Raw genomic sequence first — 25,786 nt, forward strand, 5'->3', positions numbered from 1 at the left:
CCCCGAAAATTGATCGAACATGTCTTAAAAATCACTAAGACTCAGGGGGTGACAAAGGAGCTTACGGCTCGTTCAAGGAGGCTTTGGCCGCCTCTTGGGGCGTTAAACCCTCATAAAACTGATCGGTAAACCACTCGGCCTGTTCTTCGATATAGCCTTGAGCTTCGCGCAAACTTGCCCCGGCCGCTACTAAATGTGCTTCAACCTCGGTGCACCATTGGATTAAGGCCAACGTGTCTGCATCAATCTCTTCTTTTTTTGCCATAACAGGCAGCCTTTGTTAGTAGCTGAAACATATATTCATCAGGCAGACCCTGCGCTTGCCCAGGTGTCTTTGAGGGTGGTGACCCGATTAAAGACAGGGCGCTCAACGGTGGAGTCTTTCGCATCAATCACAAAATAGCCCAAACGTTCAAATTGGGAAATAATACCGGTTTCGAGAGAAGTACCTGGCTCAAGCCATGCCTGAACGCTCTGGACAGATAACGGGTTGAGAGAGTCCAAAAACTCACGATCGCCCGCATCGGGAAAGGGCTCAGAGAACAAACGGTCGTACAACCTGATTTCTGCAGGCACAGCGGCCGCACAACTAATCCAGGTGACATTGCCTTTGACTTTGACTGCATCCGAGCCAGGTGTGCCGCTCTTGGTGTCAGGGTTGTATTCGGCGTGCACCTCAATGATGTTGCCTTGTTCGTCTTTGACGCAGCCAGTGCAGGTCACCACATAGCCGTACTTGAGTCTGACAGAATTACCTGGAAATAATCTAAAGTATTTTTTAGGTGGTACTTCGGCGAAGTCCTCTCGCTCAATCCATACTTCACGGGTGAGTGGAAACTCGCGTTGACCCGCAGTCGGGTCGTGCGGATTGCGCGGGGCGTGACAATGTTCTGTGTGGCCCTCGGGAAAGTTCGTGATCACGAGTTTGAGCGGATTCAAAATCGCCACAGAGCGGGGTGCCAAAGGATCTTGAACCTCTCGTAGGGCCTGATCCAACAAGCTGTAGTCAATACGCGAGTTGGATTTGGAGACGCCGGTTCGTTCGCAAAAGAGTCTGAGTGCCGCTGCGGTATAGCCACGCCGGCGCAAACCCGCCAGGGTAGGCATACGAGGATCGTCCCAGCCGCTCACGTGGCCTTCCTTGACGAGTTGCAACAATTTGCGTTTGCTCGTGACGATATAGCTCACATTGAGACGTGCAAACTCATATTGATGCGGCAAAGGCAAAGAAAACTTGCCTAGCTCTTGGAGCCGATTTAGTGTCCAGTCGTAAAACGGGCGCTGGTCTTCAAACTCAAGCGTACAGATGCTGTGGGTAATGCCCTCGAGCGCATCCTCGATCGGGTGCGCGTAGGCATACATGGGATAGATGCACCATTGCGTCCCTGTGCGGTGATGCGCGGCGTGGCGGATACGGTAGAGCACGGGGTCACGCATGTTGATATTGGGCGAGGCCATATCAATTCGTGCGCGCAAGGCCATGCTGCCGTCAGGATGTTTCCCATCGCGCATCTCGCGCAGCAAGCGCAGCGAATCTGCGGCTGAGCGATCACGGAATGGCGAGTTTTGACCTGGTTCGGTGAGCGTGCCGCGCATCGCTCGCATTTGCTCGGGGCTTTGATCATCCACATAGGCGTGACCCGCCTCGATCAGCGCCTCTGCAAATGCATACATGTCCTCAAAATAACTGCTCGCAAAATAAAGATGTTCCTTGCCTTCGACCTTCCAGTCGAATCCCAGCCATTTGACGGCCTCAATAATGGAATCTACGTATTCTTGTTCTTCTTTTTCTGGGTTCGTGTCATCAAAACGCAGATGACAGATGCCACCAAAGTCGCGTGCTAAACCGAAATTCAAACAAATGCTCTTGGCATGGCCGATGTGCAGGTAGCCGTTGGGCTCTGGGGGAAAGCGTGTCCGAATCCGTGCTAAATCAAGCGCACCAGCCGCTTGCACTTGTGCAGCGCCGGGGTGACCCGCCCATCGTTTGCCGGCAAATCGCTGAGAAGCGAGGTCGGACTCAATAATGTTGCGCAGAAAATTAGTCGTAACAGGAGCGTTGGATTCAGAGGTCATACAAGGTTTTTTGGGCAGCCAAGTCAAGCAATAAGGACATATTTTGCCATGAGGCGCACGACATAGCGTGCGGACCTCATAAATACCCACAATTTGTTCCTCTACAATCCCATTATGTTGTTAATAAAAGCCCCCTATGCTTAAGCCAAGCGCTTTCGCTGCTGACCCGTCCTTCCATCATTCCTCGCCGTCAAGCGTCAATGCATCAGACGCTTCCGAGGTGTTGGCGAGGGTTTTTGGCTACGAATCGTTTCGTGGTGATCAACACGCCATCGTTGAGCACGTCATCAGCGGGGGAGATGCCTTGGTGCTGATGCCGACCGGTGGCGGCAAATCCCTTTGCTACCAGGTGCCCGCACTCGTGCGGCCTGGCACTGGCGTTGTGATTTCCCCTCTGATCGCGCTGATGCAAGATCAGGTGGATGCCCTCACAGAGCTCGGCGTGCGCGCGGCTTTTCTCAACTCCACGCAGGACTGGCAAGACACCAAGGATGTTGAGCAAGCATTCCTAAACGGCGAGCTCGACTTACTTTACGTTGCGCCCGAACGCTTGTTGACCGAGCGGTGCACCCAGCTGTTAGAACGAGGAAAAATCGCGCTGTTCGCCATTGATGAGGCCCATTGCGTCTCTCAATGGGGGCATGATTTCCGTCCGGAGTATTTAGGGCTTTCCGTGTTGCACGAACGCTGGCCCAACGTGCCGCGTATCGCGCTTACCGCGACCGCCACCGATGTCACGCGGCGCGAAATCGCCAGCCGTCTCTCGCTCGACGACGCACAACATTTTGTCGCAAGCTTTGATCGCCCCAATATCCGCTACAACATTGTTGAAAAACAAGACGTTCGCAAACAGCTTTTACAGTTACTCAGACAAGAGCACAAAGGCGATGCAGGGATTATCTATTGCCTGTCCCGCAACAAAGTCGATGACACGGCCGAATTTCTGTGTGCGCAAGGTATCGAAGCCTTGCCCTATCACGCGGGCTTGGGTACGCAGGTACGGGCACACAATCAGTCGAGATTTCTTCGCGAAGACGGCATTGTGATGGTGGCGACCATTGCGTTTGGCATGGGAATCGACAAACCCGATGTGCGGTTTGTCGCGCACATTGATATGCCAAAGTCCATTGAGGGCTACTACCAAGAAACAGGGCGTGCAGGTCGAGATGGCTTACCTGCCACGGCATGGTTGGCCTATGGTTTACAAGACGTCGTACAACAGCGCCGCATGATTGACGAGTCTGCGGGTGACGATGCCTTTAGGCGTCGGCTTGGGGCACAACTCGATGCCATGCTGGCGATGTGCGAGGCGATTGCCTGCCGACGTCAGCGCTTGTTGCAGTATTTTGGTCAACGTATCGCGCCTTGCGGCAATTGTGATAATTGCTTGCTGCCTCCCGTCGCGTGGGACGGGACAGTCGCCGCACAAAAAATGCTATCAGCGATTTATCGCTTGATGAAAGAGCGCGGGCAACGTTACGGTGCAGGGCATTTGATCGATATTCTACGAGGCAAATCGACCCCTCGTGTCTTAGAAAATCAACATGAAACTCTCACGGTTTTTGGTGTGGGCCTGGATCTAACAGAGCAGGCTTGGCGCAGCGTACTGCGGCAGCTCCTTGCACATGGTCTGCTGGTGGTCGATCACGAAGGGTATGGCACCCTTGCACTCACTGAAGAAAGTCGCACGGTTTTAAAGGGTGAGCGGACCTTGATGCTGCGACGAGAAGCTGAGCGTTCAGAAAAATCAACCACGCCAAAGTCTAAAGCTGCGCTGCCCGATTTGCCTTCAGGCGCACAGCGGATCTTTGAGGACTTGCGCCAATGGCGTTCTGAAATCGCGCGCAGTCATGGCGTGCCCGCATATGTCATCTTTCATGACGCCACGCTGCGTGAGATTGCGATGGCCCGCCCCGATAGTCTAGAGTCTCTGGGCCATGTCAATGGGGTGGGGGTTCGCAAGCTCGAGTCTTATGGCGACTCAATTTTGGCGTGTATCGAAGCGCATACCGAGCGCTGAGGCGAGCGCCGTCAACTAATCGGCAAGCAAAGGTCCATCGGCAGGGGGTGCCTTGGGTGGCGTCAAGCCAAGATGTCGCCACGTTGTTTGCGTCGCCATCCGTCCTCGCGGCGTCCGCTGCAAGTAGCCGTGTTGGATTAAATAGGGCTCGATCACGTCCTCGATCGTGTCGCGCTCCTCGCCGATCGCAGCCGCTAGGCTGTCGACACCGACCGGCCCGCCATCGAATTTGTGCACGATCGCCTCAAGCAACTTTCGGTCCATCAAATCAAGACCCTGTGGATCAACCTCAAGCATGGCTAACGCGGCATTGGCGACGGTCGCATCGATGGTGCCCTTGGCTTTGACCTGGGCATAGTCGCGCACACGGCGCAACAGACGGTTGGCGATACGAGGCGTGCCACGAGAACGTCTGGCAACCTCGGAGGCACCGTCTGGTGTGATGGGAACTTGCAGCAAACCGGCGCTACGGGTCGCAATGCGCGTAAGCTCCTCAGGCGTATAAAACTCCAGACGCGACACAATGCCAAACCGATCACGCAGCGGGTTAGTCAGCATGCCGGCACGCGTCGTCGCGCCCACCAGCGTAAAGGGCTGCAGATCAAGCTTGACGCTGCGCGCAGCAGGGCCCTCACCAATCAGGATGTCGATTTGGAAGTCTTCGAGTGCGGGGTACAAGATTTCTTCGACAACGGGCGATAGCCGATGAATCTCGTCGATAAACAACACGTCGTTGCGCTCAAGGTTGGTCAATAAAGCCGCCAAGTCGCCCGGACGCTCAAGCACCGGTCCCGAGGTTTGGCGCATATTGACGCCCATTTCATGGGCGATGATGTGCGCAAGCGTCGTTTTCCCAAGTCCGGGTGGGCCAAAGAGCAAGACATGATCCAGGGATTCTTGGCGATTGCGCGCAGCGGCGATAAAAATCTGCAGTTGCTCGCGCACGCGCTGTTGGCCGACGTACTCCTCGAGGGCTCGGGGGCGCAACGCACGTTCAATGGTTTCCTCATTGGGTGTCGTGGCCTGAGGCGTCACGAGACGCGAGGCTTCGGCACGGGAACTAAGGGAGTCCGACTGTATCGCCATGAATGTAAAAATTGGTCCTAAAGGGGAGTAAACCGCACAATGTTGCTCAGACAATCGTACACTATCCTGCATCTGAGATCTGTAAATAAGGGGAAAGCAATGTCGACTGTGTTACCAACATATGATGATGTGGTGCGTGCGTCTGAGACGCTCAAAGGTGTTGCTCACCGTACACCCGTGATGACCTCGGCGACTGCGGACCGGATGACGGGCGCGCAGGTATTTTTTAAATGTGACAATTTTCAGCGAACTGGGGCCTTCAAGTTTCGAGGCGCCTACAACTCGATTGCCAATCTCTCGCCAGAGCAGCGCCAGGCCGGTGTGTTGACATTTTCTTCGGGCAATCATGCACAAGCCATCGCGCTCGCGGGCAAGATGCTCGGCGTGGCGACGACCATCATCATGCCGCACGACGCTCCCGCGACTAAAAAAGCGGCCACCCAAGGCTATGGCGCCACGGTGGTGAGTTACGACCGTTACAAAGAAAGTCGCGATGACATCGCCCGTGAGATGCAAAAAAAGACGGGGATGGCACTGATCCCTCCTTATGATCATTTCCATGTGATCTCGGGACAAGGCACCGCCGCGAAAGAGTTATTCGAAGATGTCGGCGAGCTTGATTACTTGCTGGTGTGTTTGGGGGGCGGAGGCCTGCTTTCTGGTAGCTTGCTGTCGGCGTCCGCACTCAGTCCTCAGTGCAAGGTTTTTGGCGTAGAACCCGAGGCGGGTAATGATGGTCAGCAGTCCTTACGCAAAGGCGAGGTGGTGCATATTGATCCGCCGCGCTCCATCGCAGATGGGGCCCTCACGCTCTATCTAGGCCAGTTGACGTTTGGGGTTATCAAGCAGCGCGTCACCGATATCTTGACCGTAACAGATCCCCAATTGCTCTCGACGATGCGCTTCTTTGCGGAGCGGATGAAGATTGTGGTCGAGCCAACAGGATGCTTGGGTGCCGCTGCGCTTCTACAGGGCGTCTTACCGGTTGAAAAGGGTGCGCGCGTCGGCGTGATCATTAGCGGTGGTAATGTAGACTTGCAGGCTTATGCGGGCTTTTTGACGCAAGTCTAAGTTTTTTCTTGGAGTAAAACGATGCGTGTTTTGGTGATGGGTGGTGCGGGTTTTCTGGGTCGACAAATCGTCGGTCGTCTGGTCGCCCAAGGTCACGTAGTGCATGTACCAACGCGTCAGTATCAGCATGGTCGCGCGCTCTTGGTACACCCGACTGTGACGGTCATGCAGGCGGATATTCATGACGATGCGACGATGGATCGTCTGGTGACCGGTTGCGATGTCGTGATCAATCTCGTCGGCATTTTGCACAGTCGCTCAGGACAGCCTTATGGCCCTGATTTTGATCGCGCCCACGTTCAATTACCTAAACGCATCGCCCAGGCTTGCCTGACGCATGGCACCAAGCGGTTCATTCATGTGAGCGCGCTGGGCGCCGATGCTCAGGCACCCAGTGGCTATTTACGCTCCAAAGCCGCTGGCGAGCAGGCCATTCGGTCAGCCTATGCCAATGTCAAAAACGATGGTTTCACGATTTTCAGGCCTTCGGTTGTCTTTGGCCCCGAAGACCAGTTTATGAATATGTTTGCGCGCTTGGCGCGATTCTTTCCCGTGCTGCCGATCGCGGGCGCAAAAGCCAAAATGCAACCTGTATTTGTGATGGATGTTGCCGATGCGATCCTCAACGCGATGTCCCAAGCCTGGGCGTGTGGTCAGACCTTCGATCTTGCTGGGCCTCGAGTGTATACATTGGGTGAGTTGGTTGAGCTTGCCGCGCTCTGGAGTGGTCATCCTCGCACCGTGATCGCTTTGCCTCTGTCGATCGGACGCATGCAGGCTTTCTTTTTTGAATGTTTGCCTGGTGAGCCCCTGATGTCGCGCGACAACCTGGCTTCATTGACCGTCGACAATACCTCCATCGCACCGATCAACCCCTTGCTCGGGATCGTACCCACACCGTTAGAGTCGATCGCCCCCGTTTATTTGAAACCTACCGCCTGAGTTCATCCATCATGACAACGATAAAAAAAGGTCAAGCTTTAAACATTAAAGATTCCCGTATTTTGATTGCAGGCGCGGCGAGTCTTGTGGGCTCGCATACCGCCGACCTTTTACTCAAGGAAGGCGCGCGGGAGGTTTTGCTGTTGGATAATTTCTCCTTCGGTTCGATGGAGGCGATCCAGCATTTGCAGGACAATCCGCGCATCAAGATCGTACGTGCGGATTTAATGCGCTTGCCAGACTTGCTGATGGCGACTGAGGGCGTGGATGGCGTGGTTCATTTGGCTGCCTATATGACCTTGGGCTTTTCACAAACACCTTGGCAAGCGGTCGATGTCAACATCCGAGGCGCGCAAAACATGCTCGAAGCGTGTCGTGTCAACAAGGTCAAGAAAATCATCTTCGCCTCTTCGAATGCTGTGTATGGTTATGGAACGGGCATCAAGGGCGCCTTGTCCGAGGAGATCCCTTTTCATTCCGTGGGTGCCCCACCAGCGGCGATCCTTTATGGCGCCTCGAAAATCATGGGCGAGCAATTATGTCGTCATTATCACCAGACCTTCGGCCAGGACTATGTTGTCCTGCGTTACTCCACGGTTTACGGAGAGCGCCAACATTATCGTGCCGCAAACTCCTTGTACATCATGGAAACTTACGATCTGGTGCGCAAAGGTCAGGCGCCAGTCTTGCCAGGTGATGGCACGGATACCAAGCATTTTGTGCACGTCTCGGACGTTGCGCGCGCCAACCTCGCTGCGCTCCAAAGCACGGCGACCGATGTGGCGGTCAACGTCTCAGGTCCCGCACCCATTACGACGGGGGAGTTGGTGACGTTGGTGCTTGAGTATTGCAAGAGTGATCTCAAACCAGAGGTACGTCCGGATCCCCCTGGCAAGGTTCGTCTGACTTCGGGCGGTGCCTTCCATATCCCGCATGACAAAGCTGGGGAAGCGATTGGCTGGAAGCCTCAAATACAAATGCGCGAAGGTATCACGCGTTTGTTAGCCTGGCGTGAAGCACAAACATAAACGTTGAAAGAAGACATCCATGAACATGAACACGAATATAAATCGACTATTGCTCAGTGCTGCTCTGTTAGTGGGGGCCGGTTTCGCAGGTGTCGCCGTTGCACAGAGTTTTCCTGAAAAAACGGTGACGCTGGTCGTGCCTTATCCTCCCGGTGGCGCCACGGATGTGATCGGACGAATGGTCGCTGAAAAACTCCCTGCACAGTGGAAACAACAAGTCGTGGTGACCAACCGTGCCGGAGCCGGCACAACGGTCGCAGCAGAGTCTGTGGCGCGCGCTCAAGGAGATGGCTATACCCTCTACATCACCACGGCGGCCCACACGATCAGTGCGAGTCTCTATGGCAAGCTGAAATACGATCCCGTCAAAGATTTCGCCCCAATTACCTTGATTTCAACTATTCCACTGGTGTTGGTGGCCAATCCAAGCTTGCCGGTCAACTCGCTGTCTGAATTGATCACCTACGCCAAAGCGCAAAAAAATGGATTGACCATGGCTTCTACTGGCAATGGCACGCCACAGCACCTCGCAGGCGAATTGTTCAAATCTAAAACAGGTACGCCTTTGACACATGTGCCCTACAAGGGCGATACACCGATGTTGACTGATTTGCTCGGTGGCCAGGTTCAGGTCGCTTTCGTCACGCTATCGGCAGCGCTGCCCTATATCAATTCGGGCAAGCTCAAACCGATTGCTCTTGCGCATGCGCAACGTGTGGCGGCGATTCCTAATGTGCCCACGATGACTGAGGCGGGCGTCCCTGATTTCACGGCCGCCACATGGTTTGGTATTTATGGCCCCGGCACGATGAACGATGCCTTGCGTCAAAAAATCTCTGTGGATATTCAGAAAATCGTGGCAGAACCCGCGATGACGCAGCGGCTTAAAGACATGGGTGGCGAGGTGAACAATAGTTCGCCCGAAGCCTTTCAAAAGGTTATTGCCTCAGAGGTTAAAAACTGGTCTGAGGCCGTACGACTTTCAGGCGCGCGTATTGACTAAGCAATCAGGCTCAAGCTTTCGTTGATGTGGGTCATTTTGAAAGTCTTTTGAGTGCCTGGCGAATCGCATCCGAGATATTGAGGCCTTCGGGCAGGCCTTTCACTGCAGCTAAGGACTCGCGTTCGGAGTAACCGAGCGCGGTCAACGCGTGCATGACATCGGTTTGGGTGTTAGAGCCCGCAGCGGCATGAGTGCTGAGACTGTGCCCAAGATCAGCGCCGAGTTTGCCTTTCATCTCGAGCAATAACCTTTCAGCTGTTTTTTTGCCAATACCCGGTACGCGCATGAGTCGGGCGGGATCTTGTAGTGTGATGGCCTGTGAGAGCTCTTCGACAGACATGCCCGATAAAACGGCCAATGCGGTGCGTGCACCTATGCCGCTGACTTTGACAAGTTCGCGAAAGGTCGCGCGCTCTTGCGCAGAGGAAAAACCAAACAAAATATGTGCATCTTCTCTGACGGTCAGGTGTGTCAGCAACGTCACCTGCGCGCCGATTTCTGGGAGCGCGTAGAACGTGGTCATCGAAACATCGATTTCGTAGCCGACACCTTGTACATCGAGACCGATGCGTGGAGGTGTCTTGTCATAGAGCGTACCCGTGAGTCGACCAATCATTCTGAGTCCTTTGGAGGCTAGCCTAGCAATCTACCCGCGCGCAGGCGCGAGCGACCGCGCGAAGTGCGCGTCTGATAGTTCATTTGTCCGAGTTTCTCCGTCAGTGGAGCGATGTGCGCATGACAAATCGCGCAGGCGAGTGCGTCTGCAGAGTCGGCTGCAGGGACGCCATCAAGCCTTAGGAGGCGTTGGACCATCATTTGCACTTGTTCTTTGGCGGCACGACCTGCACCCACGACAGATTTCTTGATTTGTAGAGCCGTGTACTCATGCACGGCTAGATTGCGATCTGCCAGTGCGCATAACGCCGCGCCACGGGCTTGACCCAGCAGCAGCGTACTCGCCGGATTGGTATTCATAAAAACGATTTCAAGCGCCGCGACATCAGGTTGAGTGTCTTGGACCACTTGGCGAAGATTATCTAAAATGACTTTGAGCCGCAGAGGCAAGGTGATGTCGGTGGGCACAATAATCGTGCCACTCGCAACATAGCTGAGCGTTGCGCCCTTGACGTCGATCACGCCAAAACCTGTTCGGCGAAGTCCCGGATCGACACCAAGTATGCGCATTTCGCTTGCTCCTTTAGTGACGGAAGTGTCGCATACCTGTCAGCACCATCACAATGTCGCGCTCGTTGGCCGCTGCGATGACCTCGTCGTCACGCATACTGCCGCCAGGCTGGATCACGCAGCTCGCGCCTGCGTCAATGACGACATCGAGTCCGTCACGGAAGGGAAAGAAGGCATCCGACGCGACGGCTGAACCCTTGAGCGTTAGACCTGCGTTCTCGGCTTTGATCGAGGCGATGCGGGCTGAGTCGATACGGCTCATCTGGCCCGCACCCACGCCAAGTGTCATGCTATCGCCACAAAAGACGATCGCATTTGATTTGACGAACTTGGCGACCTTCCAAGCGAACAGCAGATCGCGCATTTGCTCAGCCGTCGGCTGTTTGCGCGTGACCACACGCAGATCTTCGGTCTTGAGGATTTCGCAGTCTGGCGTTTGGACGAGCCAGCCACCACCAATGCGTTTAACATCGATGTCGTTCTGGCCGTCACCCATAGGTACCTGCAACACACGCACGTTCTTTTTGCTTGTGAGTAAAGCAAGGGCGTCCTGATCGTAAGCGGGTGCGAGTAGGACTTCGACAAACTGTCCGCTGACAGCCTGCGCGGTCGCGAGATCAACCGTGCGGTTAAACGCAATAATGCCGCCGAATGCAGAGGTCGTGTCTGTCTTGAACGCTTTGAGGTAGGCGTCCAGTGCCTTGCCGGCCGTAGCCACGCCGCAAGGGTTGGCATGTTTGACGATCACGCATGCAGGCACGTCGAAACTACGAACGCAGTCCCAGGCCGCATCGGAATCGGCGATATTGTTGTAGGAGAGCTCCTTGCCTTGCAGTTGCACAAAATTCGAGAGCAGACCGGCTGGGCAATAAGGATCGACGTAAAACGCCGAGCGCTGCTGTGCGTTTTCGCCGTAGCGCAGGACTTGTTTTTGGTAGACCTGCAAGGTGAGGATGTTGGGCCAAGTGTTTCGGGCAGGTGCGGTCTCTTGAGCGGGCTCGTCGACGTTGAGGCTGCTCAGGTAGTTGGCAATCGCACCGTCGTAGGCAGAGGTGTGCGCGTACACCTTGGTCGCGAGTTGCAGGCGCAAGCCGTAGGAGGTCCCGCCGGTCTGATCCATCTCGGAGAGAACCCCAGCATAGTCAGCGGGATCGATGACAACGGTCACGCCACCTTGTTCAGTACCGTGGTTTTTAGCGGCAGCGCGCAGCATGGCGGGCCCACCAATATCGATGTTTTCGACAGCATCTTCAAAAGAGCAATTGAGGTTTGAGACGGCTTGACGAAATGGATACAGGTTGACGACCAACAAATCAATCCGGTCAATGCCGTGTTGTTCGATCGTTTTGAGGTGTTCGGCGTTGTCGCGACGTGCCAAGAGGCCGCCGTGAATCTTTGGATGCAGTGTTTTGACACGACCATCGAGGATTTCAGGGGAGCCGGTGTGCTGCGCGACTTCGGTGACCGCGAGTCCAGACTCGGCGAGTAATTTCGCCGTTCCGCCAGTCGAAAGCAAACGGACGCCGCGTGCAGCGAGCGCAGTGGCGAAATCGACGATACCGGTTTTATCGGAGACGGAGAGCAGGGCAGTTTGAATATTCATTGCTTGGTTAATTTTGAGGGATAAGTTTATGGAAAAGGAGTTTTTTGCGAAGCGTGTTGCGCGTCACGCCCAGCATCTGAGCGGCTTTTGACTGATTCTGTTGCGCGCGTTCCATCGCCACTTCGAGCAAGGGACGCTCGACGCAGCGAATCACCATGTCGTAAAGATCGCTCGGGTCGGTGTCGCCGAGATCGCTGAAATATTGCTCAAGGCTCAAGCGGACGGACTCTTCGAGGATATTATTTTTTTTCATGGATCACGATGCGTGCAGTTTAAGCCGCGTAAAGATGGCCTGAGCGTAGACCTTGATTGTCGCAGGTTGACGCTGGGATGTCTGGCGAAATTGTATGTTGAAGCGTAAACCATTGATTCACGGCTTCGAATTGCGCATGCGTGCTCTCGATGGTGTTGATCTGGTCGGAAAACTGTTTGCCCGAGGGCAGGCTGCTGACATACCAACCGATGTGCTTGCGCGCGGTGCGCACGCCCGGTAATTCACCATAAAATTGATAATGATCCGATAAATGCGCCAGCAGTAGGTCCCGCATCTCGATCCAAGTTGGCGGTGGGAGACTCTCACCTGTCTTTAGAAAATGATCCACTTCTCTGAAAATCCAAGGCCGACCTTGTGCGGCGCGGCCGATCATAACGGCATCCGCTCCCGTGTAGGCCAAGACCTCGCGGGCTTTAGCGGGACTGCCGATATCTCCATTGGCGACCACGGGGATCGTCAAGCTGGCTTTTACCTCTCGAATCGTGTCGTATTCGGCTTGACCTAGATAGAGGTCTGCGCGCGTGCGACCGTGCAAGGTCAGCGCTGCAATGCCGGCGTTTTCGGCGAGTTTTGCGATCCGTAGGGCGTTGCGGTGCTCCCTGTCCCAGCCTGTGCGGGTTTTGAGTGTCACGGGAACGCCCAAGGGCAGGCAGGCCTGCACGACCGCATCCAGAATGCGGGCGACCAGATCCTCATGACGCAGCAGGGCAGAGCCCGAGGCGACGTTGCACACCTTTTTGACTGGACAGCCCATATTAATATCGATGACGCGCGCGCCCTTGCTGACATTGAATACAGCGGCCTGCGCCATCATTTCTGGATCCGCCCCTGCAATTTGCACAGCGACAGGATCGATTTCACCATCGTGATTCAAGCGACGGGAGGATTTCACCGTGTTCCAAAGTTGGGGATTGCTGGCCGCCATTTCGGAGACGGCATAGCCCGCGCCCAGCTTTTTACAAAGCTGACGAAACGGACGATCCGTCACACCCGCCATCGGGGCGACGAAAACGTTGTTCGGAAGGGACCACGGACCAATTTTCATAGCGAAATTGTAATCGCTCAAAGACGACCGCCGAGACGACCGCCAGGTTTAGCGTCTTAAACCTTGTAATAAATGACGTGCGAGGGGCGCACGTGCAAGAGGCAAGGCATCCATCCCCAATAGCGCGAGACCCGCTAGATGCTCGATGGGGGCCAGACCCGTTGTGAAGGTTCGGGCCATGCTGTCCGTCAACAAGGCGGTGAGTTGACGATCCGGCTGTCGCTGAAGTTGAAACTGTGCGAGTATCGGGGCAACATCTCTTTCAGGTTGTATCAACCAGTCGCGCAAGGCGATGGCGAGTGCGGCGGTATCCCGCAATCCTAAATTCAATCCCTGTCCCGCGACGGGATGAAGTGTTTGTGCTGCGTTTCCGATCGCAACGCAGCGTCCCTCAACGATATTGGATCGAACATTGAGGCGCAAAGGCACTGCGACGACCGGAGCGTCCACAGAGAGCACTCCCAAGCGTGTACCAAACATGTTGCTCAGCGCCGCAGAAAACGCTTTGGGGGCGAGTGTGGTCAGGACGCTGGCGCGAGTGGGTGTACAACACCAAACGATCGATTGCGCATCGGCGGCTTGCGGATGAGGCAGAACAGCCAAGGGGCCTTCAGGCGTAAACCGTTCAAAGGCCCAAGCTTTGCGGGGCAGACTCGCGTTTGCACGCGTCAGCAGCGCCACTTGAGCGTACTCGCGCTGCACAGCGGTGTTCGGATGTCCGTCAGCCTGGATCACCAGTGCCGCGCGAAAAGGCTGGCCGTCTTGTGCGATGCTGACGCTTTGCGCGTCTTGTGTGGTCACGTGTGCGGCGAGTCCGGTACGCAAGGCGATACCGGAGGCTTGAACGGCTTGCATCAGGCGAGTCTGCAGCCGTGGATAGTGCACTACGGAGCCTAGTTGCGGGACGTTAAAGTCGTGATGTCGAATGATGGCTCGGCCTAGTCGACCTTTTTGCGAGACATGAATATTTTGAATGATCGCAGCCTCGGTCGGCCAAGCGTGAAGCGACTCGAGCAAGACCCGGCTGCCATGATTGAGCGCCAGCACTCTAGGATCCTGCTCGGGTGCATAGCCGTATTGGGAAGACGCTCCAGACTGAAACAGTGCGATGCGTTCCGGGTGAGCGGTACAGCGCGCCAATAGCAAAGCGAGTACGCAGCCGACAGGCCCGCCTCCAATAATGACAACATCGAAATCTAGTCGCGACATGCCATTATTCTACTGCCGACAATGATATGACTGGAGGATGACCTTGAATCAGGTATGCTCGAAACATTTGATCGTACTGTTGAGCTCATGAACGTGAACGCTGCTATGTCCACCACACACGCTGATCCTAAATTTCGCTACAAAGCCACGGTTGGCCTGCTCGCAGCTTTGCTCGGCATTTTCGGCGCCCATTGGTGGTACCTCAGACGTCCTTATGCATGGCTTGTGACGGCATATAGCGTGGTGCTGTTGGTGATCAGTGCCTTCGCAGAGGTGTGGTGGGAAAATCCGGCTTTTTTCCTTTTGTATATCCCTATCCTGAATGGTTTTATCGAGGCGATTGTGTGGTGTCTCATGAGCGATGCGCGCTTTGACGCACGCTTTAATCCTGGGCTTAAACGAGAGCGCCCAAGCGGTTGGGGCGCGATTTTGGTGGCCTCTTTCACCCTGCTCATCGGCACAGTGGCCTTTATGTTTGGCATCGCCATGATCGTGATCTATGTTTGGACAGCGATTGGTTGGCTCGACGGCTTGAACTTGCAAGGCTAGGGGTTGCCAGTCATGCGTGATTGATCATGCTTGCATCAACGCTTCGATCTCGTTCATTCCCACTGGGACCTCGCGCGTCATGAGTTCGCACCCTTTTTCTGTGACGATGGCATCATCCTCAATACGAATGCCAATATTCCAAAAAGCCTCTGGGATATCTTGGGCAGGACGAATATACAAACCTGGTTCGATGGTCAGCACCATGTTGGGCACAAGCATACGCCATGGTCTATCCTGGGTGTCCGAGGTAGGCGCTCGATAGGCGCCCACGTCGTGTACGTCCATGCCTAGCCAATGGCCAGTGCGATGCATGTAAAAACGGTTGTAAGCACTGGTTTCCAGTGCTTGTTCGAGCGAGCCCTGCAATAGTCCTTCGTCCAGCAAGCCTTGCGTCAGTACCTTGACGGCCGCCTCATGGCCTGCATTCCAATGATGTTTGGGAGAGGTGTGCGCCGCGGCTTCTTCTTGCGCTTTAAGCACAATCGCATAGAGTGCTCGCTGTGGACCCGAAAAACGACCGTTAACAGGAAAGGTGCGTGTGATGTCCGAGGCATAGCCCTCTAATTCACAGCCCGCATCAATCAATACAAGCTCACCGTCGCGCATCACGCAGTTACCAGCGGGATGATGCAACACGCAAGAATTGGCGCCTGCTGCGACGATGCTGTCGTAGGCCACGCCTTGCGCGCCATGCTTGCGAAAGGTGTAGAGCAACTCGGCTTCGAGCTCATATTCGTGCATGCCGGCCTGTGCTGCTTGCATCGCGTGGATGTGGGCGCGAGCCGAGATCGAGGCGGCTTTGCGCATGATGTCGAGTTCTGAGGCGTCCTTAATCAGACGCATCTCCGACAGGGGTTCGCACAAGTCTAGCCATTTGACGGGAGTGGCACGTGCGCCGCGGGCTTTGCGCTGCGCCAGCCCAACCCAGTCGTGTATTTTGTTTAAGAGTTGTTGATTAGAAAAATTGGACAAAGGTGTCAAAAGTTGCGCGTGCCCCTGCAGGAGTTCAGGCATGCGTTGATCAATCTCAGCCACGTCATAGGCTTGATCAAAAGAAAAATACTCAGCGGCGGCTTGAGGTCCCCAGCGTTTGCCATTCCAGAGTTCAACCTCAGGATTTTTTTCCTCGCAAAATAAAATGCTTTGGTTGACCTCGCCTGCGACCAACACCAACCAAGCCTCGCTTTCCTTCAAGCCAGACAAGTAGAAAAAATCACTGTCGTGGCGAAAGGTGAAGTGATTGTCGCGGTTGCGCTGTCGCAAACTCGCCGTTGGCAAAATCGCGATCCCTCCACCCTGAGTATGCATCCATGCGAATAATTGTTCGCGACGCTGTTTAAAGCTCTGAAGAGGACTTGTGACGTTGGACATAAGCGGTTGTGGGCAGGAATGAGGATTAATCAGGATTCTACGTTCAACATACTACAATCGAGAGCTTGTTTTGTTCTACAAAGCGTATTTACGTAAAGGCTGTAGCGATGGATTGGCTCGGTTGGTTAAAGCCTTGGGAGTTTTCTCCGTTTCTGGTGGTGTGTTTCATCATCAGCGCTTGGCTATTTGTGCGAGGTCAGCGCGTGCATGCCATATCTCGGACCCGTCAGGTGTTTTTCTGGATGGGCTGGATCATGCTTTACCTGTCCATGCACACACTGCTGGACTATTACGCTGAGCGCATGTTTTTTATCCATCGGCTGCAGCACCTTGTGCTTCACCACCTTGGACCTCTCGTCATCATGGCCGCCTATCCGGGCTCGGTGATGCGCGCAGGTTTGCCGCTGTCCTGGCGCATTCGTCTGCATCGCTTTAATCAAACACTCCTGGGTCGGGCTCTGATTTCTATCATGACCAATCCAATCATCGTACCGACCTTGTTTGTATTTTTGGTGGTGATTTGGCTGATTCCGTCCGTACAGTTCTATTCGATGCTGGATTGGCGTTTGTACCGACTGATGAATTGGTCAGTGGTCATTACGGGTTTCATGTACTGGAATTTGATTTTGGACCGAAGGCCCAATCCCCCTGCGGCGATGACGCCTGGTGGGCGGGTGATTTCTCCCATTCTGACGATGGCGCCACAAATGGTGGCGGGCGCTGTCATTGCTTTTACCGAGCGGGATTTGTATCCCCTGTTTGACTTGTGCGGACGAGCGATTGCGATGAGCCCTCAGACCGATCAGATGATTGGGGGGTTGACAATGTGGATTCCCGCCGCGATGACCGAAGTCATTGGACTGCTCGTCGCATTACGCGCTTTGATGCGGTTATCCGCCAAAGGGCGATGGGGCGTACCCAAGCCCCGAATGCTTAAGCCTGAGGCACGCAAGCCTCAGGCACCGAACCCACACCTTAAGCCTTAGGGAATCAGGCCGTGATATTTGCGGCCCAGAGCCACGGTGGCTTTGAACATGCCTTCTTTATTGCCACAATCGTAACGAATACCATCGTAGCGATGCGCAAAGACGGCTTGTTCCTTGAGTAGGGACGCAATGCCGTCAGTGAGTTGGATTTCTCCACCCGCACCCGCTTGTGTTTGACGCAGATGCGCAAAAATCCTAGCGTCCAGTACGTAACGACCCACCACGGCGAGTGTTGAGGGGGCCACATTCGGTTTGGGCTTTTCCACGATATGACGGACACGCTCTGTCAGTGCGGAGACGGGGTCGGTCGCCACAATGCCGTACTTGTCCGTGTCGGACAAGGGCACTTCTTGAACGCCCAGAATACTGCCTTGGTGGGTCAGTGCGGCATCGATGAGTTGCCCGATCACGGGCCGATCCGCATCCAGCAAATCGTCCGCCAACAGCACTGCAAACGGTTCATCGCCCACGATCGGGGCTGCAGTCAGAACCGCATGTCCCAAACCTAAAGGGGCCGACTGGCGAATATAAATGCAGCTCACATTTGAGGGTAGGATTTCTTGAACAATCGCGAGTAGTTCTTTTTTTCCTTTGCGAGCGAGCTCTGCCTCCATCTCGGGGGCACTGTCGAAATGGTCCTCAATCGCGCGTTTATGCCGTCCCGTAACAAAAATCAGGTCGGTGATGCCCGCGGCGATGGCTTCTTCGACAGCATATTGAATCAGTGGCTTGTCTACCACGGGGAGCATTTCCTTAGGCATCGCCTTGGTGGCGGGTAAAAAACGTGTGCCTAAACCAGCAACGGGAAATACAGCTTTTCGTACGGGGCGCATAAATAATCCTTGAAGCTTCGCGCCAAAGTGGCGGAACCAATCTCAACTCCCGCTATCATAAGCGTATGGCACGATATTCTCCAACTTCGACCTCAACCACGTTCTCGCGTGGCCTCGTGTTCGCCCTCTCCCTAAGTTTCGCTTTTACGCCTGTCTGGTCGCAGCCCTCCGCTGCGCCCTCGATGGGTTCGCCCTCGTCTCTCGAACTCTCGCCCGCGCTAGAGCGCAAGCTTGGCGAAGCCATCATGGTCCAGGGTCGGCGCGATCCCGAATACATCAGCGATCCGGATATCAGTCAGTATCTCGAAAACATGGGCCGCAAGCTAGGTGCGTACGCACCTGGTGGTGCGCCTCAGATCGATGTGTTTGGTGTTCGCAATCCAGAAATCAATGCTTTCGCGATGCCGGGAGGCTTTATTGGTGTGCATACAGGACTCATCGTGGGTTCTGGCTCTGAGTCTGAGGTCGCTGGTGTCGTGGCGCACGAAATCGCGCACGTGACTCAACGGCACATTGCACGCGGTCTGACCCAGCAACGTCAAAGCAGTCACATCGCGCTGGCCTCGATCGCGGCCGCGCTACTCGCTGCGTTGGTGCCTGGAGGCGGTCAGGCCGCGATGGGTATCGCAGCGTTTGGTCAGGCGGCGGCGATTGATCGCCAATTGGGCTTTTCTCGCGAGGCCGAGCAAGAGGCTGACCGAAATGGCCTTGAAATGCTCCGAAAAGCCGGCTATGACCCTAGCGGCATGGCCGCCATGTTTGGTCGTTTGACCAGAGCCTCAAGCTTGAACGAAGGGCGTGGCGGCGGCGCCTATGTATCGACCCATCCACTCAGTTTGCAGCGGATGACCGACATGCAAAACCGTACGCGTCAGTATGGTCCTGTCGGCGTTCAAAACGAAGATGAGTACTGGTTTATTCGGGCAAAGTCCCGTGTTTTGCAGGCGGTTGATCCACGTGCCTTACGTCAGGCGCAGGAACAACTCGAGGACGAGGCTCGGGCACCCACTCAGCGCGAGGGTGCGCCACCGTCGCCCGCGCGTCGCGCTGCGGCTTGGTACGGCGTGTCGCTCGCAGCACTCGCCAGACAAGACTCTGCAGCGGCCGCCACGGCACTCGCGCAAGCGCAGCCTCTGATGCCCAACTCACCTTATCTGGAGTTGCAGCGCATTGATATTGAGTTGGCGCGACGTCAGGTTGCTCCTGCCTTGAGTTTGGCGCAAGCCGCCCACAAACGCTGGCCACAAAGACGCTCCTTTGTGTTGCGCACTGCGCAGAGTTTGCAGTTGCTTGGTCGAGACACCGAGGCGGTTACATTTTTAAAAGCGCAGATCAAGCGTTGGCCGACTCAGGATCCAGAACTTTATAAGATGTTGGCGATGAGCCAAGAGCGCATCGGCGAACGCGTTGAAGCTCGACAGACCATGGCGGCCTATTATGAAAACCTTGGTGCGTTGCCCTCGGCTTTTACGCAGTTGCAACAAGCCAGAACAATGTCCAAAGACTTTTACGTCCAGTCTCAAATCGACGTCAAAATACGAGAGCTTTCGAGTCGTATTGCCGATGACAGAAGGTTGTTGGAACGGTTTAGGTCCTAAGTCTTTCGCGCTGTTTCACAGCAGAAAAAAATGTGGCGAGCCGTGTTGGTAGCCACGTCAAATTGCCTGGCCACATTCCCGTGACAAAGGCGATGTGCCCCCCTTGGGCGGGCTGGTGAAAGACGATGTTGGCGCTTCCGTAATCGGGACCCGGCAAGACTTGCTCAGGTAAAAAGGGATCGTTACGCGCGTTCAGTACGAGTGTTGGGGTGAGTATATTTTTTAGCCAAGGCTTAGCAGACGATTGTTGCCAATAGTCTGTGGCGTCTTTAAAGCCATGCATGGGTGCGGTGTAAGCAGTATCAAAATCACGCAAATCGCGTGCTTGATTGATCCGCATCACATCAATCACACCCGGAAACCGACGAGATTTCTCCAAAACCTTTGGTTTAAGCGTGCGAAGAAAATACCTCGAATAAATTTCACGGTTAAAGAGATCGTCGGACAAGTGATTGCCTGCAGCGACGAGATCCAGGGGGGCGGAGATCGCAGCTGCGGCTTGTAGCCAGTTAAATTGTGTGGGCGCCTCGCCCAGTCTTTTGAGCAGAGCGTTACCGCCCAAAGAAACACCAATCGCATGCCATTGCGCGTTCGGTGCGCGTTGATGGACAGTATTGAGGATGAAGGAGATCTCGTCCGAGTCGCCCGAGTGATAGGCGCGTGCCAAACGGTTTGGAAAGCCCGAACAGCCCCTAAAGTGCGCAACGACCACGAGCCAGCCTAAAGCCAAAAAATGTTGCGTAATGGACTGGGCGTAGCGACTTTGACTGCTGCCTTCTAGGCCGTGCAGCAACACGAGTGCTGGGTGCGCCGCGCCGGAATTGAGTTGCTCTTGATCCACGGGCGTCATCCAGCGTACGGCAGCCGTGTGCGCGAGTGCGGGATCCTGCTTGCGTTTTGAGCGTAATTGCAGTGCCGGGGTGTTCCAGTCCAGATCGATGAAGTCACCATCTGGCGTGTTCAAACGCTCCCGCACAAATCTGATGCGGTTAAAGGGGACGGCCAGTGCGCCGAACAGTGTTTGTGATTGCCTATCGGGTAACCAGGCAGGTACTGGACAAGCGTCTAGATCAAGCGCGGCTTTTAAGGGAGCACCATACAAGGGGGAGGCATCGTCAGAAGTTGCGGTCACGGCGAGTAGGGGGTCAGTGTAAAAGTCCCGAGCTATCTTGCAAATCAAATGCATTTGCCTCGGCGGGCGCTGCGCTAGCATGGTGCATCACGAGACGCCAGCCCGTCGGGCCTTTGTGGTAAATGTTGGTGGCATAGCAATACGCGACCTCGGTGCTTTGCGCGCCATGCATGGTGATTTGTTCAATTAAAGAATGCACTGCACTCATCATGCTGTGCAGCACGGTGGGTGCGGACGGACGAATGGCCAAGCCACCGTTGGCCAATATTTCTTGCCATGATTCTTTGACCGCATGCAAACCAATGATTCTCAGACCACCGGGATGCACGCAAACGATTTCTTCATCGTCAGCCCAGACTTGCATCAGTCTGGATAAATCGGCGCGCTCGAGTGCGTCGTAAAACGCAAGTTCTGCTTCTTCGGCGGTGGCGAATATATTGGGCACAGGGAGTCTTTGCTGCGACGTGTGAGCGTTTAGTGAGCGTGTACCACGGTGCCTTCGGCGAGTTTGTACTCAGTGCTGCAATAAGGGCATTTGACCGAACCTGTGTCGACAATGTCTAAAAACACACGGGGGTGCATGCTCCAGAGAGGTGCCTTGGAGCCTGGGCAATGGAGGGGCAAATCCTCTGCGGTCACGATCACAGGGTTTTGGTTTTTACCGGCATTGGATGCTTGGGTCATGAGTCTTCTCTAAGCTCGAATTCAATGACACCATTGTACCAAGCAGGAGGTCTACAATACCAAAATATCTATCTTTTGCTGATCCTAATTCCATTGCCTTCCCCGCTTACCTCGCAGCAAACCTCACCTTCGCTCAGCGTTCAGCGCAGAGCCGCGATGCGCGCCGGATTTCAGGCTGTGAGTCCAGGCCTCATCGCCTTAGGGATTTGGGGTGTCGTGACCGGCATCGCTATGGTCAAATCCGGTCTGACCGAAACGCAGGCCATCATGATGTCTTTGTTGGTCTATGCGGGATCTGCTCAGCTCACGGCCCTGCCGTTGTTGGCGACAGGTGCCCCAATATGGCTGATATTTGCCGCGGGGATCATCGTCAACCTGCGCTTTCTGATCTTTGGTGCTGCGCTCCATCCTTTTTTTCGTGATCTGTCTTGGCGTAAACGCTTGCTGCTGGGCTATATGAATGTCGATGTTTCGTTTGTGGTCTTTATGCCGCGTTTTGCGGACGCACCCCAAAAAGGAACGCTTGAGCAACATTGGTTTTTTATTGCCACAGTTTTGTCCTCCTGGATAGTCTGGCAAGCGACTTCGATGGTGGGTGTTGCGCTCGGAACGATCGTGCCAGTTTCATGGTCTCTTGAGTTTGGTGCCGTCTTGGCACTCATGGCGATGATGCTGCCGCACATTACGTCCAGACCGATTCTTATCTCCGTGATTGCTGCGGGTATCACGGCGTGGTTGACGCAAATGTGGCCTCTGAGGTTGGGCTTGCTTGCCGCTGTCGTAGTTGGAATTGTGGTGGGTATGTGGTCCGAAAGGCGCTTAAAGGCCAAGGTGAAGACCTGATGGAAAATAACGTTTATTTTTATACTGCGATCATCTTATTGGGGTTGTGTACCGCAATTTGTCGTGCTGGTTACTTTCTCTTTGGGCATCACATCCCGTTGCCCGAAGGGTTGCGAAGCGCTTTGCGCTATGCCCCCTTGGCCGCGCTGGCGGGCATCTTGATCCCGGAGTTACTGCCCTGGCACCCGGTTGACGGGCCACAAGTGGACCTGCGTCTATTTGCCGCGGCGATCGCGATTGGGGTCTTTTTGTGGACGCGCAATGGTTTCTTGCTGATTGTTTCTGGTATGGGCGCGTTGTGGTTGTCTCGCTGGCTGTTTGGGCTCTGACGCCGTTTTCCTGACGCCTTGTCCCTCACATTTCTGGCTGTCGCAGCTTAATTTGGTCTGGCTGCGTTACACTGGTGGGTGATTTCTTTAAATAATTCAATGACTTCAAACACTCAAACTCCTAATCCGGACGAAATCGCACCGGCTACTCCAACATTCGCTGAGATCGGACTTCATCCCTCTATCTTGCAGGCTGTCGCGAATACGGGATACACCGTACCCACACCGATCCAAGCCCAAGCCCTTCCTTCTGCGATGGCAGGTCACGACGTGATGGGTGCGGCACAGACGGGTACAGGAAAAACAGCCGCTTTTACACTGCCTATTTTGCATCGTTTGATGCCGATGGCCAATACCAGCGCGTCTCCTGCTCGGCATCCGGTGCGCGCTTTGATCCTGACACCAACGCGTGAGCTCGCTGACCAGGTGTACGAGAGTGTCAAGCGTTATGGTTTCAAGACACCTTTGCGCTCGACGGTGGTCTTCGGTGGCGTGGATATCGGTCCTCAAAAAGAAGCCTTGCGCAATGGCTGCGAGGTATTGATCGCCACACCCGGACGCTTGCTTGATCATGTCGAGCAACGTACCGTCAATTTGAGCCAAGTCGGTATTTTGGTGCTGGACGAGGCAGACCGTATGCTAGATATGGGCTTTTTGCCCGATCTCGATCGCATTATGCAACTTTTGCCCGCTCAGCGTCAGACATTGCTTTTTTCAGCGACCTTCAGCAATGAAATCCGCAAGCTTGCCCGTACCTATTTGAAAAATCCGGTTGAAATTGAAGTGGCGCAGCGCAATGCCACGGCAGATACTGTGACACAGATTGCGTATGCGATGGCCGGTGAGGCCAAGCGCGCCGCAGTGGTTCATCTTGTTAAATCGCGTGGACTCAAGCAAGTCATCGTATTTTCCAACACCAAAATCGGTACGAGTCGTCTAGCCCGTCAATTAGAGCTCGATGGGGTGCGTGCCGAGTCGATTCATGGTGACAAATCCCAAGCGGATCGCATGAAGGCGCTCGAGGCCTTCAAAGCGGGTGAGCTCGAAGTCCTTGTGGCGACGGATGTCGCCGCGCGAGGCCTCGATGTTGCTGGCGTGCCTTGTGTGATCAATTACGATTTACCGCACAGCGCCGAAGATTACGTGCACCGCATTGGCCGGACCGGTCGTGCAGGCGCAAGCGGAGAGGCGATTTCGTTTTTCTCTCCCTCCGAAGAAAAATATTTAATTGATATTGAAAAGCTCATCAAGGCACCTGTGACGCGCGCAGTGTTACAGATCCCCGGAGAGTTGCTTGTTCGCGCACCGTTGCGCGACGATGCGCGTCCCGCTCGTTCGGCGCGGTCAGGTGAACGAGGCGGAGACCGCGGCGGTAGTGGTGGAGGAGTGAGCGCTCGACCCAGCCGCTACAGCGCACCTGTCAAGCCAATTGATGAGTTTTTCCTCAAGCCTTATGAGCCTTCTGCTTCTGCTGTGGCTGCCGCGGCGCAAGCGCCTGCCTTGACGGGCACAAAATCTGTGACGCAGGCAAAACGGGTGGTCGGTTTGTTGCTCGGTGGCGCACAAAAAAAACCAGAGGCTAACTAGAGCCTGACGTCCCATCCGCGAACTAACGCCTTGCGCCTTTGAGCATTGTCAAAAGCGTTTCGGGCAAAGCCGTCGGTTGAGGTTTTCCGGGCGCACGCATGGCAGTGATCAAGCGATCCAGATGTTCAATGTGCGGCAAAATCGTACCCATGAAACGCACTTCAGTCTTGTCAATGATGGCGACTGTGGGAAAGTTTTCAACATCTTCGTCGCCTAATAGTTCTGGGTGCTCTTCGATATCTACCCATATAAAGCATACGTCGGGATATTGCGCTGACAAACTCTCGAACTTGGGTTGGTATTCTTTGCAAGTGTCGCACCATGCCGCACAAAAACACATCACCAGCGTGATTTCGCCGCAGGCGAGTCGTTGGGTGAGCGCGGGGGTGTCAGGAAAAAAACAAGTCATATCGGCACAAGGCAAAATGATTGTCTATGATAGCCGGGATTCGTTAGCTTTCAATTGACTGTATTGATTGAACGCACTTCAGCCTTTTAGTGGAGGCATGCCATGCCGCAGTATTCAGTTTCTCAGACCCCAACTCATCGCGAGATCTCCACTGGCTTGGCGGGTGTTGGTCCGGCATTTTGGCGGGCTATCCTCTCGCAGTTTCATCCGCGTATGCTATTTGCGCTTTTGTTGCCGTTTTTGATCATGCTTGTCGGGGCGATCTTGTTACTCGTGTTAGCGCTTGGCCCGTTGACGGACTGGCTCAATCAACAGCTGAGTCAGTCAACGATGCTCATCGCGACCAATGAGTGGATGGTGTCGGTGGGTTTGTTTTCGCTCTCCGCGATCAAGGCTTGGCTCGTGCCGTTTGCCGTAGCGATTGTACTTCTGCCGATCTCGGGTATTTTGGGGCTGACCGTTGCGGCAATTTTTGTCATGCCAATGGTGGTGACGCACGTTTCGCGTCAGCATTTTCCAGGGCTAGCGTTGCAAGGGCAAAATACGCTGGTCGTGAGCGTCTGGAATGCCGTCTGGGTCAGCGTGGTTTTTGTTCTGGGGTGGGTGTTGACCTTGCCCTTTTGGTTATTTCCGCCGCTTGGTCTATTGGTGTCGCTTCTTTGGTGGACATTTGCCTTTTCTCGCATCATGCGGATCGATGCGATCGTAGAGCACGCAACGTCGCAAGAACGTTTGCTCCTCATCAAGCGCCAAAGCACAGGCTTTTGGACCATTGGCATGGTGTGCGCTCTCATGAATTTGATTCCACCCGCGTGGATTTTCCTGCCCGTCTTTTCTGGTTTGGTTTATACCCATTACGGCTTGGATGCTTTGCAGCGATTGCGCTCAGAAAGAACCCTCGATATTTAAGCAATTAAATGCCT

At 54.7% G+C, this 25,786-nt stretch carries 27 protein-coding genes; 12 read left to right on the forward strand and 15 right to left on the reverse strand.

What is annotated here, in order from left to right; genetic code table 11:
• Positions 1-61 precede the first annotated feature (61 nt).
• Both AC8GE9_RS16085 and AC8GE9_RS16090 read right to left on the reverse strand, forming a co-directional pair.
• Positions 62-265, reverse strand: coding sequence for a hypothetical protein (locus AC8GE9_RS16085; RefSeq protein WP_506678182.1), 204 nt, complete (start codon positions 263-265; stop codon positions 62-64).
• Between the two features lie 38 nt (positions 266-303).
• Complete coding sequence (locus AC8GE9_RS16090) at positions 304-2,076, reverse strand: glutamine--tRNA ligase/YqeY domain fusion protein (protein ID WP_506678183.1); 1,773 nt, start codon at positions 2,074-2,076, stop codon at positions 304-306.
• 136 nt (positions 2,077-2,212) lie between these two features.
• Between AC8GE9_RS16090 and recQ the strand changes: the two genes are divergently transcribed.
• Complete coding sequence (gene recQ / locus AC8GE9_RS16095) at positions 2,213-4,096, forward strand: DNA helicase RecQ (protein ID WP_506678184.1); 1,884 nt, start codon at positions 2,213-2,215, stop codon at positions 4,094-4,096.
• A 15-nt stretch (positions 4,097-4,111) separates the two neighbouring features.
• Here recQ and ruvB read toward each other — a convergent pair whose 3' ends face one another.
• Positions 4,112-5,182 (reverse strand): Holliday junction branch migration DNA helicase RuvB, encoded by a 1,071-nt coding sequence (gene ruvB / locus AC8GE9_RS16100; RefSeq protein WP_506678185.1) that lies wholly within the window; start codon positions 5,180-5,182, stop codon positions 4,112-4,114.
• A 99-nt stretch (positions 5,183-5,281) separates the two neighbouring features.
• On the opposite strand from ruvB, the gene AC8GE9_RS16105 reads away from it, so the two are divergent.
• Genes AC8GE9_RS16105 through AC8GE9_RS16120 form a run of 4 tightly spaced genes read left to right on the forward strand, consistent with a single transcriptional unit; the run spans position 5,282 to position 9,226 of the window.
• Positions 5,282-6,253: a threo-3-hydroxy-L-aspartate ammonia-lyase gene (locus AC8GE9_RS16105; protein ID WP_506678186.1), complete on the forward strand. Its 972-nt coding sequence runs from the start codon at positions 5,282-5,284 to the stop codon at positions 6,251-6,253.
• A gap of 21 nt (positions 6,254-6,274) precedes the next feature.
• Entirely contained in the window at positions 6,275-7,195 is a 921-nt protein-coding gene (locus tag AC8GE9_RS16110; protein WP_506678187.1) for a complex I NDUFA9 subunit family protein, read from the forward strand.
• Between the two features lie 11 nt (positions 7,196-7,206).
• Positions 7,207-8,223: an NAD-dependent epimerase/dehydratase family protein gene (locus AC8GE9_RS16115; protein WP_506678188.1), complete on the forward strand. Its 1,017-nt coding sequence runs from the start codon at positions 7,207-7,209 to the stop codon at positions 8,221-8,223.
• Positions 8,224-8,242: 19 nt separating this feature from the next.
• Entirely contained in the window at positions 8,243-9,226 is a 984-nt protein-coding gene (locus tag AC8GE9_RS16120) for a Bug family tripartite tricarboxylate transporter substrate binding protein (protein ID WP_506678189.1), read from the forward strand.
• 31 nt (positions 9,227-9,257) lie between these two features.
• Here the strand turns inward: AC8GE9_RS16120 and ruvA are convergent, their stop codons facing one another.
• The 6 genes from ruvA to AC8GE9_RS16150 are packed head-to-tail and all read right to left on the reverse strand — an operon-like array spanning position 9,258 to position 14,542.
• Positions 9,258-9,842, reverse strand: a complete 585-nt coding sequence (gene ruvA / locus AC8GE9_RS16125; protein ID WP_506678190.1) for a Holliday junction branch migration protein RuvA — start codon at positions 9,840-9,842, stop codon at positions 9,258-9,260.
• Between the two features lie 17 nt (positions 9,843-9,859).
• Complete coding sequence (gene ruvC, locus AC8GE9_RS16130) at positions 9,860-10,411, reverse strand: crossover junction endodeoxyribonuclease RuvC (protein ID WP_506678191.1); 552 nt, start codon at positions 10,409-10,411, stop codon at positions 9,860-9,862.
• A gap of 13 nt (positions 10,412-10,424) precedes the next feature.
• Positions 10,425-12,014, reverse strand: a complete 1,590-nt coding sequence (purH, locus tag AC8GE9_RS16135; RefSeq protein ID WP_506678192.1) for a bifunctional phosphoribosylaminoimidazolecarboxamide formyltransferase/IMP cyclohydrolase — start codon at positions 12,012-12,014, stop codon at positions 10,425-10,427.
• Between the two features lie 7 nt (positions 12,015-12,021).
• The gene (locus AC8GE9_RS16140) at positions 12,022-12,267 is read right to left on the reverse strand and encodes a helix-turn-helix domain-containing protein (RefSeq protein WP_506678193.1); all 246 of its coding nucleotides are present in this window, start codon (positions 12,265-12,267) and stop codon (positions 12,022-12,024) included.
• A gap of 19 nt (positions 12,268-12,286) precedes the next feature.
• Complete coding sequence (gene dusB, locus AC8GE9_RS16145) at positions 12,287-13,333, reverse strand: tRNA dihydrouridine synthase DusB (protein ID WP_506678274.1); 1,047 nt, start codon at positions 13,331-13,333, stop codon at positions 12,287-12,289.
• 48 nt (positions 13,334-13,381) lie between these two features.
• Complete coding sequence (locus AC8GE9_RS16150; protein WP_506678194.1) at positions 13,382-14,542, reverse strand: FAD-dependent monooxygenase; 1,161 nt, start codon at positions 14,540-14,542, stop codon at positions 13,382-13,384.
• A 54-nt stretch (positions 14,543-14,596) separates the two neighbouring features.
• On the opposite strand from AC8GE9_RS16150, the gene AC8GE9_RS16155 reads away from it, so the two are divergent.
• Entirely contained in the window at positions 14,597-15,091 is a 495-nt protein-coding gene (locus AC8GE9_RS16155) for a TM2 domain-containing protein (protein WP_506678195.1), read from the forward strand.
• A 24-nt stretch (positions 15,092-15,115) separates the two neighbouring features.
• Here AC8GE9_RS16155 and AC8GE9_RS16160 read toward each other — a convergent pair whose 3' ends face one another.
• Complete coding sequence (locus AC8GE9_RS16160; protein ID WP_506678196.1) at positions 15,116-16,462, reverse strand: aminopeptidase P N-terminal domain-containing protein; 1,347 nt, start codon at positions 16,460-16,462, stop codon at positions 15,116-15,118.
• Positions 16,463-16,569: 107 nt separating this feature from the next.
• Between AC8GE9_RS16160 and AC8GE9_RS16165 the strand changes: the two genes are divergently transcribed.
• Positions 16,570-17,448 (forward strand): cytochrome c oxidase assembly protein, encoded by an 879-nt coding sequence (locus tag AC8GE9_RS16165; protein WP_506678197.1) that lies wholly within the window; start codon positions 16,570-16,572, stop codon positions 17,446-17,448.
• On the opposite strand, the gene galU is transcribed toward AC8GE9_RS16165, so the two are convergent.
• On the reverse strand, positions 17,445-18,281 hold the full coding sequence (galU, locus tag AC8GE9_RS16170; RefSeq protein ID WP_506678198.1) for a UTP--glucose-1-phosphate uridylyltransferase GalU: 837 nt from the start codon (positions 18,279-18,281) through the stop codon (positions 17,445-17,447). The two genes, AC8GE9_RS16165 and galU, sit on opposite strands and share 4 nt — an antisense overlap.
• Before the next feature lie 65 nt (positions 18,282-18,346).
• On the opposite strand from galU, the gene AC8GE9_RS16175 reads away from it, so the two are divergent.
• Positions 18,347-19,879 (forward strand): M48 family metalloprotease, encoded by a 1,533-nt coding sequence (locus tag AC8GE9_RS16175; RefSeq protein ID WP_506678199.1) that lies wholly within the window; start codon positions 18,347-18,349, stop codon positions 19,877-19,879.
• Here AC8GE9_RS16175 and AC8GE9_RS16180 read toward each other — a convergent pair.
• From AC8GE9_RS16180 to AC8GE9_RS16190, 3 genes are read right to left on the reverse strand one after another with little or no spacing between them, the layout of a single operon-like run.
• Positions 19,869-21,011 (reverse strand): YheT family hydrolase, encoded by a 1,143-nt coding sequence (locus tag AC8GE9_RS16180; RefSeq protein ID WP_506678200.1) that lies wholly within the window; start codon positions 21,009-21,011, stop codon positions 19,869-19,871. The genes AC8GE9_RS16175 and AC8GE9_RS16180 overlap by 11 nt on opposite strands.
• A 13-nt stretch (positions 21,012-21,024) precedes the next feature.
• Positions 21,025-21,447 carry a YybH family protein gene (locus AC8GE9_RS16185; RefSeq protein ID WP_506678275.1) on the reverse strand — a complete coding sequence of 141 codons (423 nt, stop codon included), beginning with the start codon at positions 21,445-21,447 and terminating at the stop codon, positions 21,025-21,027.
• A 38-nt stretch (positions 21,448-21,485) separates the two neighbouring features.
• A complete protein-coding gene (locus tag AC8GE9_RS16190) occupies positions 21,486-21,695 on the reverse strand; it encodes a zinc-finger domain-containing protein (RefSeq protein WP_506678201.1) in 210 nt (69 codons plus the stop codon).
• A gap of 156 nt (positions 21,696-21,851) precedes the next feature.
• Between AC8GE9_RS16190 and AC8GE9_RS16195 the strand changes: the two genes are divergently transcribed.
• The 3 genes from AC8GE9_RS16195 (at position 21,852) to AC8GE9_RS16205 (ending at position 24,454) form a co-directional block, all read left to right on the forward strand.
• Positions 21,852-22,538 carry an AzlC family ABC transporter permease gene (locus AC8GE9_RS16195; RefSeq protein ID WP_506678276.1) on the forward strand — a complete coding sequence of 229 codons (687 nt, stop codon included), beginning with the start codon at positions 21,852-21,854 and terminating at the stop codon, positions 22,536-22,538.
• The gene (locus tag AC8GE9_RS16200) at positions 22,538-22,867 is read left to right on the forward strand and encodes an AzlD domain-containing protein (RefSeq protein ID WP_506678202.1); all 330 of its coding nucleotides are present in this window, start codon (positions 22,538-22,540) and stop codon (positions 22,865-22,867) included. Before AC8GE9_RS16195 ends, AC8GE9_RS16200 begins: the two co-directional genes overlap by 1 nt.
• Positions 22,868-22,966: 99 nt before the next feature.
• Complete coding sequence (locus AC8GE9_RS16205; protein WP_506678203.1) at positions 22,967-24,454, forward strand: DEAD/DEAH box helicase; 1,488 nt, start codon at positions 22,967-22,969, stop codon at positions 24,452-24,454.
• A 22-nt stretch (positions 24,455-24,476) separates the two neighbouring features.
• Here the strand turns inward: AC8GE9_RS16205 and AC8GE9_RS16210 are convergent, their stop codons facing one another.
• The gene (locus tag AC8GE9_RS16210) at positions 24,477-24,863 is read right to left on the reverse strand and encodes a thioredoxin family protein (protein ID WP_506678204.1); all 387 of its coding nucleotides are present in this window, start codon (positions 24,861-24,863) and stop codon (positions 24,477-24,479) included.
• Positions 24,864-24,965: 102 nt separating this feature from the next.
• Between AC8GE9_RS16210 and AC8GE9_RS16215 the strand changes: the two genes are divergently transcribed.
• The gene (locus AC8GE9_RS16215) at positions 24,966-25,772 is read left to right on the forward strand and encodes an EI24 domain-containing protein (protein WP_506678205.1); all 807 of its coding nucleotides are present in this window, start codon (positions 24,966-24,968) and stop codon (positions 25,770-25,772) included.
• The last annotated feature ends 14 nt before the right edge of the window (positions 25,773-25,786 follow it).

It is taken from the genome of Zwartia lucis, from assembly GCF_965234455.1.
GTDB classification, from domain to species: domain Bacteria; phylum Pseudomonadota; class Gammaproteobacteria; order Burkholderiales; family Burkholderiaceae_B; genus Zwartia; species Zwartia lucis.

Bases quoted from the DNA above. Each gene is read 5' to 3' on its own strand.
- AC8GE9_RS16120 (WP_506678189.1), top strand. From the start codon at position 8,243: ATGAACATGAACACGAATATAAATCGACTATTGCTCAGTGCTGCTCTG.
- purH (WP_506678192.1), bottom strand. From the start codon at position 12,014: ATGAATATTCAAACTGCCCTGCTCTCCGTCTCCGATAAAACCGGTATC.
- dusB (WP_506678274.1), bottom strand. From the start codon at position 13,333: ATGAAAATTGGTCCGTGGTCCCTTCCGAACAACGTTTTCGTCGCCCCG.
- galU (WP_506678198.1), bottom strand. From the start codon at position 18,281: ATGCGCCCCGTACGAAAAGCTGTATTTCCCGTTGCTGGTTTAGGCACA.
- AC8GE9_RS16160 (WP_506678196.1), bottom strand. From the start codon at position 16,462: ATGTCCAACGTCACAAGTCCTCTTCAGAGCTTTAAACAGCGTCGCGAA.
- AC8GE9_RS16150 (WP_506678194.1), bottom strand. From the start codon at position 14,542: ATGTCGCGACTAGATTTCGATGTTGTCATTATTGGAGGCGGGCCTGTC.
- AC8GE9_RS16090 (WP_506678183.1), bottom strand. From the start codon at position 2,076: ATGACCTCTGAATCCAACGCTCCTGTTACGACTAATTTTCTGCGCAAC.
- ruvC (WP_506678191.1), bottom strand. From the start codon at position 10,411: ATGCGCATACTTGGTGTCGATCCGGGACTTCGCCGAACAGGTTTTGGC.
- ruvA (WP_506678190.1), bottom strand. From the start codon at position 9,842: ATGATTGGTCGACTCACGGGTACGCTCTATGACAAGACACCTCCACGC.
- ruvB (WP_506678185.1), bottom strand. From the start codon at position 5,182: ATGGCGATACAGTCGGACTCCCTTAGTTCCCGTGCCGAAGCCTCGCGT.
- AC8GE9_RS16105 (WP_506678186.1), top strand. From the start codon at position 5,282: ATGTCGACTGTGTTACCAACATATGATGATGTGGTGCGTGCGTCTGAG.
- AC8GE9_RS16205 (WP_506678203.1), top strand. From the start codon at position 22,967: ATGACTTCAAACACTCAAACTCCTAATCCGGACGAAATCGCACCGGCT.
- AC8GE9_RS16200 (WP_506678202.1), top strand. From the start codon at position 22,538: ATGGAAAATAACGTTTATTTTTATACTGCGATCATCTTATTGGGGTTG.
- AC8GE9_RS16210 (WP_506678204.1), bottom strand. From the start codon at position 24,863: ATGACTTGTTTTTTTCCTGACACCCCCGCGCTCACCCAACGACTCGCC.
- recQ (WP_506678184.1), top strand. From the start codon at position 2,213: ATGCTTAAGCCAAGCGCTTTCGCTGCTGACCCGTCCTTCCATCATTCC.
- AC8GE9_RS16165 (WP_506678197.1), top strand. From the start codon at position 16,570: ATGGATTGGCTCGGTTGGTTAAAGCCTTGGGAGTTTTCTCCGTTTCTG.
- AC8GE9_RS16110 (WP_506678187.1), top strand. From the start codon at position 6,275: ATGCGTGTTTTGGTGATGGGTGGTGCGGGTTTTCTGGGTCGACAAATC.
- AC8GE9_RS16085 (WP_506678182.1), bottom strand. From the start codon at position 265: ATGGCAAAAAAAGAAGAGATTGATGCAGACACGTTGGCCTTAATCCAA.
- AC8GE9_RS16195 (WP_506678276.1), top strand. From the start codon at position 21,852: ATGCGCGCCGGATTTCAGGCTGTGAGTCCAGGCCTCATCGCCTTAGGG.
- AC8GE9_RS16115 (WP_506678188.1), top strand. From the start codon at position 7,207: ATGACAACGATAAAAAAAGGTCAAGCTTTAAACATTAAAGATTCCCGT.
- AC8GE9_RS16175 (WP_506678199.1), top strand. From the start codon at position 18,347: ATGGCACGATATTCTCCAACTTCGACCTCAACCACGTTCTCGCGTGGC.
- AC8GE9_RS16140 (WP_506678193.1), bottom strand. From the start codon at position 12,267: ATGAAAAAAAATAATATCCTCGAAGAGTCCGTCCGCTTGAGCCTTGAG.
- AC8GE9_RS16155 (WP_506678195.1), top strand. From the start codon at position 14,597: ATGCTCGAAACATTTGATCGTACTGTTGAGCTCATGAACGTGAACGCT.
- AC8GE9_RS16190 (WP_506678201.1), bottom strand. From the start codon at position 21,695: ATGACCCAAGCATCCAATGCCGGTAAAAACCAAAACCCTGTGATCGTG.
- AC8GE9_RS16215 (WP_506678205.1), top strand. From the start codon at position 24,966: ATGCCGCAGTATTCAGTTTCTCAGACCCCAACTCATCGCGAGATCTCC.